The organism is Streptomyces sennicomposti (assembly GCF_019890635.1).
Classification (GTDB): domain Bacteria; phylum Actinomycetota; class Actinomycetes; order Streptomycetales; family Streptomycetaceae; genus Streptomyces; species Streptomyces sennicomposti.
This window is the reverse complement of the sequence record NZ_JAIOAB010000101.1, coordinates 1-12,167: the sequence shown is the minus strand read 5'-3', so window position 1 is coordinate 12,167 and position 12,167 is coordinate 1. Positions and strand designations below refer to the sequence as shown.

14 protein-coding genes are annotated in these 12,167 nt (G+C 72.9%); 2 read left to right on the top strand and 12 right to left on the bottom strand.

The features are described from left to right. Positions 1-121 precede the first annotated feature (121 nt). Positions 122-1,741, bottom strand: a complete 1,620-nt coding sequence (locus K7787_RS30730) for an ABC-F family ATP-binding cassette domain-containing protein (protein ID WP_019985169.1) — start codon at positions 1,739-1,741, stop codon at positions 122-124. A gap of 274 nt (positions 1,742-2,015) precedes the next feature. Between K7787_RS30730 and K7787_RS30725 the strand changes: the two genes are divergently transcribed. Both K7787_RS30725 and K7787_RS30720 read left to right on the top strand, forming a co-directional pair. Further along, positions 2,016-3,509: a bifunctional phosphatase PAP2/diacylglycerol kinase family protein gene (locus K7787_RS30725; protein ID WP_223003648.1), complete on the top strand. Its 1,494-nt coding sequence runs from the start codon at positions 2,016-2,018 to the stop codon at positions 3,507-3,509. 151 nt (positions 3,510-3,660) lie between these two features. After that, positions 3,661-4,482 carry a class I SAM-dependent methyltransferase gene (locus tag K7787_RS30720; protein ID WP_223003647.1) on the top strand — a complete coding sequence of 274 codons (822 nt, stop codon included), beginning with the start codon at positions 3,661-3,663 and terminating at the stop codon, positions 4,480-4,482. A gap of 77 nt (positions 4,483-4,559) precedes the next feature. Here the strand turns inward: K7787_RS30720 and K7787_RS30715 are convergent, their stop codons facing one another. The 11 genes from K7787_RS30715 to K7787_RS30665 all read right to left on the bottom strand — a co-directional run. After that, entirely contained in the window at positions 4,560-4,841 is a 282-nt protein-coding gene (locus K7787_RS30715; RefSeq protein ID WP_009191491.1) for a gas vesicle protein K, read from the bottom strand. Further along, positions 4,838-5,035: a gas vesicle protein gene (locus K7787_RS30710; protein ID WP_019985165.1), complete on the bottom strand. Its 198-nt coding sequence runs from the start codon at positions 5,033-5,035 to the stop codon at positions 4,838-4,840. The genes K7787_RS30715 and K7787_RS30710 overlap by 4 nt, the downstream gene beginning before the upstream one ends. Then, positions 5,032-5,814, bottom strand: a complete 783-nt coding sequence (locus K7787_RS30705; protein WP_043261503.1) for a GvpL/GvpF family gas vesicle protein — start codon at positions 5,812-5,814, stop codon at positions 5,032-5,034. Before K7787_RS30705 ends, K7787_RS30710 begins: the two co-directional genes overlap by 4 nt. Then, complete coding sequence (locus K7787_RS30700; protein ID WP_019985163.1) at positions 5,811-6,170, bottom strand: gas vesicle protein; 360 nt, start codon at positions 6,168-6,170, stop codon at positions 5,811-5,813. Before K7787_RS30700 ends, K7787_RS30705 begins: the two co-directional genes overlap by 4 nt. Further along, a complete protein-coding gene (locus K7787_RS30695; protein WP_043261501.1) occupies positions 6,167-7,366 on the bottom strand; it encodes an SRPBCC family protein in 1,200 nt (399 codons plus the stop codon). The genes K7787_RS30700 and K7787_RS30695 overlap by 4 nt, the downstream gene beginning before the upstream one ends. Then, complete coding sequence (locus K7787_RS30690) at positions 7,363-8,112, bottom strand: PE-PGRS family protein (RefSeq protein ID WP_223003646.1); 750 nt, start codon at positions 8,110-8,112, stop codon at positions 7,363-7,365. The genes K7787_RS30695 and K7787_RS30690 overlap by 4 nt, the downstream gene beginning before the upstream one ends. Further along, the gene (locus K7787_RS30685; RefSeq protein WP_009191485.1) at positions 8,109-8,372 is read right to left on the bottom strand and encodes a gas vesicle protein GvpG; all 264 of its coding nucleotides are present in this window, start codon (positions 8,370-8,372) and stop codon (positions 8,109-8,111) included. The genes K7787_RS30690 and K7787_RS30685 overlap by 4 nt, the downstream gene beginning before the upstream one ends. A 4-nt stretch (positions 8,373-8,376) precedes the next feature. Continuing rightward, positions 8,377-9,147 (bottom strand): GvpL/GvpF family gas vesicle protein, encoded by a 771-nt coding sequence (locus K7787_RS30680; protein WP_009191484.1) that lies wholly within the window; start codon positions 9,145-9,147, stop codon positions 8,377-8,379. Next, the gene (locus K7787_RS30675) at positions 9,144-9,575 is read right to left on the bottom strand and encodes a gas vesicle structural protein GvpA (protein ID WP_009191483.1); all 432 of its coding nucleotides are present in this window, start codon (positions 9,573-9,575) and stop codon (positions 9,144-9,146) included. Before K7787_RS30675 ends, K7787_RS30680 begins: the two co-directional genes overlap by 4 nt. A 115-nt stretch (positions 9,576-9,690) precedes the next feature. After that, the gene (locus K7787_RS30670; protein WP_009191482.1) at positions 9,691-10,077 is read right to left on the bottom strand and encodes a gas vesicle protein GvpO; all 387 of its coding nucleotides are present in this window, start codon (positions 10,075-10,077) and stop codon (positions 9,691-9,693) included. Between the two features lie 153 nt (positions 10,078-10,230). After that, positions 10,231-12,167, bottom strand: a 1,937-nt coding sequence (locus K7787_RS30665; RefSeq protein ID WP_282107302.1) for a transketolase, incomplete at its 5' end; no start/stop codon positions are given.

The window sequence follows — 12,167 nt, the reverse complement described above, 5'->3', positions numbered from 1 at the left end:
TCCTGACCCCTGCCCTCCTACGGCCGGGCCAGCAGGGTGCGTACCCCCTCCGAGGCCGCCGCGCAACCGAGTGCGCCGCGCGCCCCCGCGCGGTCGCGAAGGGGCGGTGCGTCGGGCGCGGCTAGCGCGCCCGCTCCACCCGGCGTTCGTCCCAGACCGGTTCCGGGGTCTCCCGGAGGCGGCCGTCGGTGCCGAAGACCAGGAAGCGGTCGAAGGAGCGGGCGAACCAGCGGTCGTGGGTGACCGCGAGGACGGTCCCCTCGAAGGCCTCCAGGCCTTCCTGGAGGGCCTCTGCGGACTCCAGGTCGAGGTTGTCGGTGGGCTCGTCCAGCAGCAGGGCCGTCGCGCCCGCCAGTTCCAGCAGCAGGATCTGGAAGCGGGCCTGCTGGCCGCCGGAGAGCCGGTCGAAGGTCTGCTCGGCCTGGCCGGTCAGCTCGTAGCGGCGCAGCCGGGACATCGCGGCGCCCCGGTCCTGGGAGTGCTCCTGCCACAGGATGTCCAGCAGGGTGCGGCCCCGCAGCTCGGGGTGCGCGTGGGTCTGGGCGAAGTGCCCGGGCACCACCCGCGCCCCGAGTTTCCACGTGCCGGTGTGCGCCACGTCCTCGCCGGCCAGCAGCCGCAGGAAGTGGGACTTCCCGGAGCCGTTGGAGCCGAGGACGGCGACGCGTTCGCCGTAGAAGACCTCCAGGTCGAACGGCTTCATCAGGCCGGTCAGTTCGAGCCCGGCGCAGGTGACGGCGCGGACGCCGGTGCGGCCGCCCTTCAGGCGCATCCGGATGTCCTGCTCGCGGGGCGGCTCGGGCGGCGGGCCGGCCTCCTCGAACTTGCGCAGCCGGGTCTGGGCGGCCTGGTAGCGGGAGGCCAGCTCGTGGCTGACGGTGGCGGCCTGGCGGAGGTTCAGCACGAGCTTCTTCAGCTGCGCGTGCTTCTCGTCCCAGCGGCGGCGCAGTTCCTCGAAGCGGGCGAAGCGTTCGCGCCGGGCCTCGTGGTAGGTGTCGAACCCGCCGCCGTGCACCCAGGCGTCGGCGCCGGCCGGGCCGGGTTCGACGGAGACGATCTTCTCGGCGGCGCGGGCGAGGAGTTCGCGGTCGTGGGAGACGAAGAGGACCGTCTTGCGGGTCTCCTTCAGGCGCTCCTCCAGCCAGCGTTTGCCGGGCACGTCGAGGTAGTTGTCGGGCTCGTCGAGCAGCAGCACCTCGTCGGTGCCGCGCAGCAGCGCCTCCAGCACGAGCCGCTTCTGCTCGCCGCCGGACAGGGTGCGCACGAGCCGCCACTGCGCCTTGTCGTACGGGACGCCGAGCGCGGCCGTGGTGCACATGTCCCACAGCGTCTCGGCCTCGTAGCCGCGTGCCTCGGCCCAGTCGGAAAGGGCCTGCGCGTACTGGAGCTGCGCGGCCTCGTCGTCGGTGGTCATGAGGGCGTGCTCGGCCGCGTCCACGGCTCGCGCGGCCTCCTGGACGCGCGGCGGGGCGACCGACACGAGCAGGTCGCGCACCGTCGTCTCGTCGCGGACGGAGCCCACGAACTGGCGCATCACGCCGAGGCCGCCGCTGACGGTCACGGTGCCGCCGTGCGGTTTCAGCTCGCCGGAGATGATGCGGAGCAGGGTCGTCTTGCCGGCGCCGTTGGGGCCGACGAGGGCGACCGCTGCGCCCTCCCCGACCCGGAAGGACACATCGCCGAGGAGCACCCTCCCGTCGGGCAGGCAGTACTCGAGGTGCGCGGCTTCCAGATGTCCCATGGCCAGGCATTCTGCTGGCCGCGCCGCACTCCGGGCAAACGCATATCCCCGGACCCGCCGCATGTCCCAGGACCCGATGCCTGTCCCGGGCCCCGACGCATGTCCCGGGCCCCGGCGCATGTCCCGGGCCCCGGACCCGCACGCCCCCGCACCCTGCACCTCGCGGCACGCGGACCCGCACGCCCCCGCACCCCGCAGCATGCCGACCCGCACGCCCCCGCACGTGATCGACCCGGTGGACAAGAAACCGCCGGTTGCGGGTAGCGGTGGCTGTATGAGCCCTGACGTCGACCTGACCGCCCCGAAGACCGGCGCCCACAGCGCCCTGAAACGGCTGCTCGCCCTGGACCGCCGGCTGTTCCAGGCGGCGGCCGAGCGTCACTGGCCCGGCGCCGAGCCCGTGCTGCCGCGGCTGAGCCGCAGCGCCAACCACGGCGTGCTGTGGTTCGCCGCGGCCGCCGGGATCGCGGCGAGCCGCACTCCGCGCGCCCGCCGCGCCGCGACCCGGGGCCTGGCCTCCCTCACCCTGGCCTCCCTCACCATCAACACCATCGGCAAGCGCTCGGTGCGCCGCGCGCGCCCCGCGCTGGACCAGGTGCCGATAGTGCGCCGGCTCGGGCGGCAGCCCATCACCACCTCCTTCCCGTCCGGGCACGCGGCCTCCGCCGCCGCCTTCGCGGCCGGCGTCGCCCTGGAGTCCCCGGCGTGGGGCGCGGCGGTGGCCCCGGTGGCCGCCTCGGTGGCGCTGTCCCGCGTGTACACCGGCGTCCACTTCCCGAGCGACGTCCTGGCGGGTGCGGCGCTCGGGGCGGGCGCCGCGTTCGCCGTACGGGCGCTGGTGCCCACGCGGGCCGGCAGCGTCCCGCCGGCCCGGCCGCGGGCCGATGTGCCGGCGCTGCCCGAGGGCGAGGGCCTGGTGCTGGTGGCCAACACCGCCTCCGGCACCGCGGACCGCGCCCGGGCGCTGCGCGACGCGCTGCCGAAGGCGGAGATCGTCGAGAGCGCGCCGGACGACGTGGCCGCCGAGCTGGAGAAGGCGGCGGCCCGGGCCCGGGTGCTCGGGGTGTGCGGCGGCGACGGCACCGTGAACACCGCCGCCGAGGCGGCCATGCGGCACGGACTGCCGCTCGCGGTGCTGCCGGGCGGCACGCTCAACCACTTCGCCTACGACCTCGGCGTGGAGGACGCGCGGGATCTGGCCCGGGCCGTCGAGCAGGGCGACGGCGTACGGGTGGACGTGGGCCGCTTCGGCTCGGGCCGCAAGCGGGGCGTGTTCCTCAACACCTTCAGCCTGGGGGTGTATCCGGAGCTGGTGCGGGAGCGGGAGCGCTGGTCGGAGCGGATCGGCGGCTGGCCGGCCGGGGTGCTGGCGGCGCTGCGGGTGCTGCGCGCCGACCGCCATCCGCTGCAGGCTGAGTTCCAGGGCGAGTGCCGCCCGTTGTGGCTGCTGTTCGCGGGCAACGGCACGTACCACCGGATGGGCCTCGCGCCGGGGCGGCGGCTGGACCTCGCGGACGGGGTGCTCGACGTGCGGGTGGTGCACGGCGGCCGCAAACCGGCGCTGCGGCTGCTGTCCGCGGCGATCGCGGGCCCGCTCACCCGCTCCCCCGCCCACGCGGCGGTCCAGGTGCGCCGCCTGCACCTGACCGGCGTCGCCCCCGGCACGCTCCTCGCCTACGACGGCGAGGTCACGGAGGTGGACGACGAGGTGTGGCTGGAGAAGCTCCCCGAGGCGCTCACGGTCTACCGTCCGCTGCCCCACCACTGAGCGATTCTCCTGACACCACCCTTGTTTGACATTCCGTCAGTCCATATCTCGAAACGCGGGTCTCATCATTCGGCATCCGCGCGTACCGTGAAGCTCACCGCCCCGGGGTCACCGACGTCCGCGGGGCCAGGTGACGAGAAGGGGTACCGCCATGCCGAAGCAGCACGAGACGGCCGTCTACACGCACGGGCACCACGAGTCCGTGCTGCGTTCGCACACCTGGCGCACCGCCGCCAACTCGGCGGCCTATCTGCTGGGTTCGCTCAAGCCCCATATGAAGGTCCTGGACATCGGCTGCGGGCCCGGCACCATCACCGCCGACCTGGCGGAGCTGGTGCCGGACGGGCACGTCACGGGCGTGGACCGGGCGCCGGGGGTACTGGAGCAGGCGCGCGCGACCGCCGCCGAACGGGGCCTGGAGAACGTGGAGTTCGCGGTGGCCGACGTGCACGCCCTGGACTGGCCGGACGACACGTTCTGCGTCGTCCACGCCCACCAGGTGCTCCAGCACGTGGGCGACCCGGTGCAGGCGCTGCGCGAGATGCGGCGGGTGACGAAGCCCGGCGGGTACGTCGCCGTACGGGACGCCGACTACGCGGCGATGACCTGGTACCCGCAGGTGCCGGGGCTGGAGGACTGGCTGGACCTGTACGAGCGGGTGGCGCGCGCCAACGGCGGCGAGCCCGACGCCGGGCGCCGGCTGCGCTCCTGGGCGCTGGCGGCCGGGTTCACCGACGTCACCGCCTCCTCCAGCACCTGGACCTATGCGACGCCCGAGGAACGGGAGTGGTGGAGCGGCCTTTGGGCCGACCGCACGCTGGCCTCCGCCTACGCCGAGCGCGCCACCGGCGGCGGCCACGCGACCGAGGAGCAGTTGCGGGCGGTGTCCGGGGCGTGGCGGGAGTGGGGACGGCGGGAGGACGGCTGGTTCGCCGTCCTGCACGGCGAGATCCTGTGCCGCAAGGAAGCCTGAGCCCGGCGGGCAGCCTGGGCCCGGCCGCGGACCCGACCGGCCCCCGCCGCCACGGGTCCCGTGGGGCGGGGGCGGGTTCAGTTGCGGGGCAGCAGCGGGCCGAGCGGGCCGAGGTCCAGGTTGAGGTCCTCGGGCCGCAGCCCGTAGCGGTCCCGCAGTTCGGCCATGCGGTCCTCCAGCAGCATCAGCGTCAGGCCGACGCGCTCCTCCTGCTCCTCGGTCAGGTCCCCCTCGTCGAACCGGCGCAGCGCCTGCCGCTCCATGAGCTGGCGCAGCAACTCCACGACGGTCAGGACGAGTTTGACAAGATCGCGCTCGACCGTGTCCGGTTCCAGTTCCAGTCGCCTGCGCGGGGTCACGGCGCCTCCTCGACGGCTTCGAAGGGGGACGGCACCTTGGCGTTCACGGAGCTGATCAGCGCGTTGAGGTCGATGCGGACCAGGTCCACGTCCGCGATGCGCAGGGTGACGTCCCCGGTGATGACGACCCCGCCGGCCAGCAGCCGGTCCAGCAGGTCGACCAGGGCGATCTCGCGGCGCTCCACGACCGTCATGCCCGCTCCTCCTCCGGCAGTTCGCCCGCGAAGGAGTACGCCGCCCAGGGCCCGGTGAGTTCGACGCGCAGTCCGGGCGCGTCGTCCTTGGTGCGGTCCACGAGTTCGACGAACTCCTCGGACCGGTCGCGCGGCACGAGGTAGGCGGCGTTGAGGACGTTGCGGCCGGCGGCGCCGGAGAGCGTGGCGTTCTGGGGCGCGTGCAGCCGGGTGTCCTCGGCGAACGCGGCGAGCTTCTCGTGCAGGGCGGTCGCGAACGTCTCGGCCCGCTGCCACAGGTCCTCGCTCGCCCTGGTCTGCTGCCTGCGCTGCCGCAGGTAGTCACGGCCGGAGGCGGCCTTGGGCGCGGGCCGCTCGGCGGCGGGCTCGCTCTCCTGCCCCTCGGACTCCAGGTAGACCTTGACCCCCCATTCCACCCGCCCCGACAGCCGGTCCAGGGTCCGCAGGAAGTGCTCCTCCCGGGCCTCGATCATGGAGCGCACCCCGCTGTCGTCCCGGAAGACGGTCGCCAGCCGCAGCGGCAGCGGGGTGGTGACGACGGTGAGCGCGTCGATCACGCCCTGGTGGGCGCGGGCGGTCGCGGCGAGCCAGTCCAGGTCCTCCAGATGGGCCCGCAACGCGTCCTCGGTGAAGTCCTGTTCGGGGACCTCGCTGACGACGGCGACCAGGCCGTGGTGGTGCAGCGGCTTGGCCGGGGCGCCGGCCACTCCGGTCAACTGCGCCTGCAGGGGCGCCTCCAGGGGGCGGCAGATGGCGTAGACGTACCGCAGTCCGCTCATGGTGCCTCCTTGGGGAGCGTACGTCCCGTGCGCTCGGCGCCCTTCTCCAGGCCGAGTTCCTCCAGCCGGGCCAGGCGTTCGCGCAACTCGGCGTTCTCCCGGGCGAGTTCATCGCGGCGGGCCCGGGAGGAGAGCGCCGGGTCGCTCTCCCACCAGTCGATGCCCATCTCCTTGGCCTTGTCGACCGAGGCGACGACGAGCCGGAGCTTGATCGTGAGGAGTTCGATGTCGAGCAGGTTGATGCGGATGTCGCCGGCGATGACGACACCTTTGTCGAGCACCCGTTCAAGGATGTCGGCGAGGTTGGCGCCGCTGCTCGGGCCGTAGGTGTCGGGCAGTCGGCTCGGGGTCGTCATCGACGGCTCCCGCCCTCGGAGTACTCGTACTCCTCCTCCGGCTGCTCCTCCTCGGGCTCCTCCTCGTCGAGTTCACCCTCGGGTTCGCCCTCCTCGGCGTCCTCGCGGGGCTCCTCCTCGTAGTCGCCGTCCTCCTCCTCGTCCTCCTCGGCGTAGGGGCCCTCCTCCTCGTCCTCGGCGTACGGCTCCTCGTCCTCGTCCTCGTAGCCCTCTTCGTCCTCCGCCTCGGGCTGTCCGTCCTCGGCGGCGGCCTCGCCGGCCTGCTCATCCTCCTCGGGCTCCTCGCCCTCGTCCGACTGCTGGGCCTCCTCCTCTTCCTCCGCCACCGCGTCCTCGTGGCTGCGGACGACCTCGCCGTCGCGGATCTCGCCGCGCCAGCCGTCCTCCGCCTCTCCCTTGAGGGTGATGAAGCGGGCGAAGTTCTTCAGGTCGAGCCGGGCGCGGCGGCCCTGGGCGCGCCAGATGTTGCCGGTCTTCTCGAAGAAGCCGCTCGGGTAGTACTCGATGACCAGCAGGACGCGGGTGAGGTTCTCCTCCAGCTCGTGGAAGGAGACCACGCCCTTGGTGCTGCCCTTGGCGCCCTCCGACGTCCACTGGATGCGGTAGTCGGGGATCTGCTCGGTCGTCGTCGCCTTCCAGCTGCGGCTGGACCACCAGATCTTCGCCTGCCAGTCGGAGGTGGTGTCGTCGGCGCGGCTCGCGCTCTTGACGCCCTTGGCGAAGGTGCTGAAGTCCTGGAACTGGGTCCACTGGTCGTAGGCGGTGCGCTGGGGCACGCCCACGTCGATGGACTCGATGATCACGGTGGGCTTGTTGCCCCCGCCGCGCTTGCTCTTGCCCTTGCCGCCGCCCCCGAGGTTCTTGAACGCGCCCATGACGCTGTCCTTCGCGTGGGAGACGCCGACCTCCAGGGCCGAGCGCACCGGGCCCTTGCCCTCGGCGAGCTTGCGGCCGCCTTCGAGGGCCATCTTGGCGAATCCGGGGCTGTTGCCCTCGGCGATGTCGTTGAGCTTGCCGGTGGTCTCGCCGAGTTTGCGGCCGAAGCCGGCCAGCAGCCGTTCGGCCTGCGCGGACAGGTACTCCTGCGCCTCCGCCTTGAGCCGGTCGGCGGCCTCGCTGTGCGCCAGAGCGGACAGCGGGCTGTCCTTGGCCGCCTTGTCCGCGGCCGACTTCGCGGTTCCGAGGGCCTCGGTCATCGGTCACCACCGCCCTTCGGCGACCGGGTCCGGGCGGTGCCCTGGGCGCCGCCGGACGCGGCCGTCTTCTTCGCGGCCGGCTGGCCGGCCGCCGTCTTCTTCGCCGCCGCCTTCTTGGCGGGGGCCTTCTTCGCCGCCTTCTTCGCGGTCTTGGCCGGTGCGGATGCCCGGTCCGGGCGGGCCGCGCGCTTGGCGGGCGGCGCCTTCTTCGCGGGCGCCTTGGCGGCCGCCTTGCGGGCCTGACCGCCCGCACGCCGGCCGGCGCCCTGTCCGGAGCCGTCCGCGGAATCCTCCTCCGCCTCGTCCGAGTCCTCCGAGTCCGCCTCGGCCTCGCGGCCCTCGCGGTCGTCGTACTCGTCGTCGTAGCCGTCCTCGGCGCGGTCGCCGCCCTTCTTGCCGGCGGCCTTCTTCCCGCCGCCGTCGGGCACGACGCCGGCGAGTTCGTCGCGCACCTTCGCCGTGCGGCCCTGGAGCCGGTCGGCGAGCGCGCTCATCTGCCGTTCCACCATCGCCCCGGAGGCGGCCTTGCCGACGCCCCTCATGTCCTGGCGCAGCTGGTCCCCGATCTCCTTGAACTGGGGGTTGTCCTTGAGCTGTTGACTGACCAGCTCGGCCACTCCGCGCGGGGTGAGGTTCAGCTTCTTGCCCGCGACCAGACTGCCGACGGCGACGGCCATCTTCAGTTTCTTCGTACGCCCCAGCAGATAGCCGGCCCCTACCGCGAGGCCGATTGCCGTTCGGTTCATCGTGCTGTCCCCTCACCCGTCCCCGGACCGCCGTTCATGCCGATCTCCAGCCGGTCCAGCAGTTCGTCCTCCTGGCGGTCGAACTCCTCCTCGGTGATCTCGCCCGCCTCCAACCGCTCTTCCAGCTGCGCCAGTTCGGCCCGCACGGTGGCGGGGTCGTAGTAGATGCGCTCCGCCTCGTGCAACACCTGTCTGATCGCCCAGGCGCCGCCGCGCGCCGGAGCGAGCGGCAGCAGCAGCACCTCCGAGATCAGTCCCATGGCCTTACTCCGCTCCCGCGTCGGCCCCCGCCGCGGTGCCCGCCGGTTCCGCCGGGCCGGGCTCGACGAAGCTGTAGGGCGGCAGCGGCCCGTTGACGCGCAGTTCGAGATGCGGCAGGTCCTGGCGGGCCTGCTCGGCGGCCTCCAGGAAGCGGGCCGCCGTGTCCCGGTCGACCAGGAAGGAGGCGTTGAGCAGCCAGCCGGTGGACTCCGGGCCCTGGCTGACCGCGGCGGCCTCCGCCTCGACGGCCTGGATCACCTGAGCGGCGTCGTCGGCCTCGCGCGCCTTGACGGCGGCGGCGACCAGCTCGCCCAGCTTGATCTTGTCTTCGTAACTTCCGCCGCCCGCCTGCCGGTTGGCCTCAGCTTGCGCCCGGATCTCCGGGTTCTCCGACATCACGCGGTGCAGTACGGCGTCCTCGACGTGGCTGGCCTTGATGTTGTACTCGACCTTGCCGTCCAGCGCCCGCAGCCGCTCGGCGTAGTGCTCGGCGCGCTCGGTGAGCACGCCGGTGACCGCGTCGTCGTCGGGGGCGACGCTGCCGAACCGCATGGGCAGCACACACCCGGCCGCGCCGGCCTCGCTGAGCACGTTCTGGTGGGCGAGCAGGTCCTTGCGCTTGGGCCGCAGCCCCTCGGGCGCGTCGCTGACCACGGCCGCGAGGTCCCCGGCCGTCAGCACCCGCACCGGCCGCGGCGGCTCGCCGACCCCGGTCGTGCCCTCGGGCAGCGCCGGGTGCGCGGCGGACGTGATCCCGTAGACGTAGGTGCTCACTCCTGCTCCTCCTTCCTGCGGGACGCGGTCGCCTTACGGGGGCGCGGACGGGACTCGGTCTCCTCCGAGCCCTCCGAGCGGGCCTGCTTGAAGGCGTCGGAGACGGTCTGCGCGGCGCCTGAGAGCGCGCCCTTGGACTTGCCGCGGGCGCCGGACTCGGTGACCTCGCCGACGATCTCGGGCAAGCCGGGGCTCTTGCGCGGGCCGGCCTCCAGGTCGAGCCGGTTGCAGGCCTCGGCGAAGCGCAGATACGTGTCGACGCTGGCGACGACGACACGCACGTCGATCTTCAGGATCTCGATGCCTACCAGGGACACCCTCACGAACGCGTCGATGACCAGCCCCCTGTCGAGGACGAGTTCCAGTACGTCGTAGAGGCCGCTGCTGCCGCCTCCGCCGCCGGACGTCTGTGCCGGGACAACGGTCATGCCGACCGTGCCTCCTTGTCTGTGAGTCGAAGTGTGTGAAGTTTCAGAGGTTCCGAAATGTGTGGAGAGAGAACGTCATCGGGTGCGCGGGACCGCGCGGGCTCCTGCGGACGGTCTACTGGCCGCCGGAGCGCCGGCCGTCGGCGCGGCCGCGTTCGTAGCGCCGCAGCCGGCGGTAACCGGTCAGCATCCCCTCGGTGTCGAGTTCGACCAGGTAGCTCGCCATCAGGCTCATCGTGTCGGGCACCCGCTCGAGTTCGAGGACCTCGACCTCCAGCGACCAGCCGTCGTCCGTCCGCTCGAAGGAGGTGACGGACTCCGCGGTCACCCCGGCGAGTTCCGCCAGCTGGGCGCGGGCCTCGCGCAGCAACTGGACGGGGCTCATCCGGTGGGTCGGCGCGCTCCCACCGTTCCCGCTGTCTTCGTTTCCGGTGCGTGACTCCTGTGATTTCTGTGGCTTGTGTGAGTCCTGTGACTCGGATGCGTGGTTCGTGTTCGACATGGCCACCTCTCCTCCTGCGGGTGGCCGCTGAACCCCGGGCCAAACCTTCACCGGCACACGCATCCCCGTGCACCGGCGGACCGTTCCGGGTCCGCCGGTGCTCACATGTCCTCGGTCAGCGGCGGGTGTCGCGCACGGTGTACGGCGCGTCGCTCACCGCACCACCGCCTCCTCCACCAGCAGCCGGGCGGAGGCGGCGATGGACTCGGCGTCGATGCCGGCGGCGTGCAACTGCTCCTCGGGCGAGGCCGAGCCGGGCATCGTACGGACCGCGAGGCGGACCAGGCGCGGGGTGGGGCGGCCGTCCAGGAAGGCCTCGCAGACGGCGTCGCCGAGGCCGCCCTCCTCGCGGTGGTCCTCCACCGTGAGCAGGCAGCCGGTCTCCTCGGCGGCCCGGCGCAGCGTGGCCCGGTCGACGGGCTTCACGGAGTACAGGTCGATCACCCGGACCGGGATGCCCTCCTCGTGCAGGGCGTCGGCGGCCTTCAGCGCCTCGTGCAGGGTGACGCCCGCGGCGACGACGGTCAGCCGGTCGCCGTCGGAGGCGCGCAGCACCTTGCTGCCGCCGACGGGGAACTCCTCGTCGGGGCCGTAGATGACCGGGCTCTCCCCGCGCGAGGTACGCAGATAGCGGATGCCGTCGAGGTCGGCCATGGCCGCGACGAGCCGGGCGGCCTGGTTGGCGTCGCTCGGGTACAGCACGGTCGAGCCGTGGATCGTCCGCATCATGGCCAGGTCCTCCAGGCCCATCTGGCTGGGTCCGTCCTGGCCGATGGAGACGCCGGCGTGGGAGCCGTTGAGGTTGATGCCGGAGCCGCTGACGGACGCCATCCGCACGAAGTCGTACGCCCGGGTGAGGAACGCCGCGAACGTGGAGGCGTACGGCACCCAGCCGCGCCGGGCCATGCCGACCGCCGTCGCGACCATCTGCTGCTCGGCGATGTAGCACTCGAAGTAGCGCTCGGGGTGTTCCTTGGCGAAGAACTCCGAGCGGGTGGAGTCGCCGACCTCGCCGTCGAGCGCGACGACGTCGCCGCGGGCGGCGCCGAGCGCGGCGAGCGCCTTGCCGTAGGCGTCGCGGGTGGCGACCTGGTCGCCCTTGTCCCAGCGGGGCAGTTCGAGGCCGTTGCGCCCTGCGGTGCGGGCCGCCGGGGTGTCCGGCGGCTCGTGGACGTGGACGCGGAGGTCGCGGACGCCGCCGAGTTCCTCGATCGCCTCGTCGGCGTCCTTGAGGGGCTTGCCGTGCAGGCCCTCGCGGTCCTCGGTGTCCCGGACGCCCTTGCCCTTGAGGGTGCGGGCGATGATCGCGACGGGCTGGCCGGTGGTGGAGACCGCCTCGCCGTAGGCGCGGTCGATCGCGTCCACGTCATGGCCCTCGATCTCGATGGTGTGCCAGTCGAAGGCGCGGAAGCGGCGGGCGTAGGCGTCCAGGTCGTGGCCGTGGCGGGTGGCGCCGCGCTGGCCGAGCCGGTTGACGTCGACGATCACGGTCAGGTTGTCCAGGTGCTCGTACCCGGCGTGCTCGGCGGCCTCCCAGATGGAGCCCTCGGCCAGCTCGCTGTCGCCGCACAGCACCCACACCCGGTAGTCGGCGTGGTCCAGGCGCTTGCCGGCCAGCGCGATGCCGACGCCGATGGGCATGCCCTGCCCGAGCGAGCCAGTGGCGGTCTCCACCCACGGCAGCCGCTGCGGCGTCGGGTGGCCCTCCAGACGGCTGCCCAGCTTGCGGAAGGTGAGCAGTTCCTCGTCGTCGATGGCGCCGGCCGCCTTGTAGGCGGAGTACAGCAGCGGGGAGGCGTGCCCCTTGGACAGCACGAAGCGGTCGTTGCCGGGGTGGTCGGGCCGGTCAAAGTCGTAACGGAGGTGGTTGGCCAGCAGGACGGCCATCAGATCGGCGGCCGACATCGAGGACGTGGGGTGCCCGGACCCCGCCTCGGCGGCGGCCCGCACACTGTCCACCCTCAACTGCTGCCCCAGCTCGACGAGTTCGTCGCTGTTCATGAGTCTCCTTCCGTGGGAATGTCGGTACGCCTGACGGGTCCGGGGGCGGGCCCGTGACCAGGGGCGGGGCCGTGACCGGAACCGCGCCC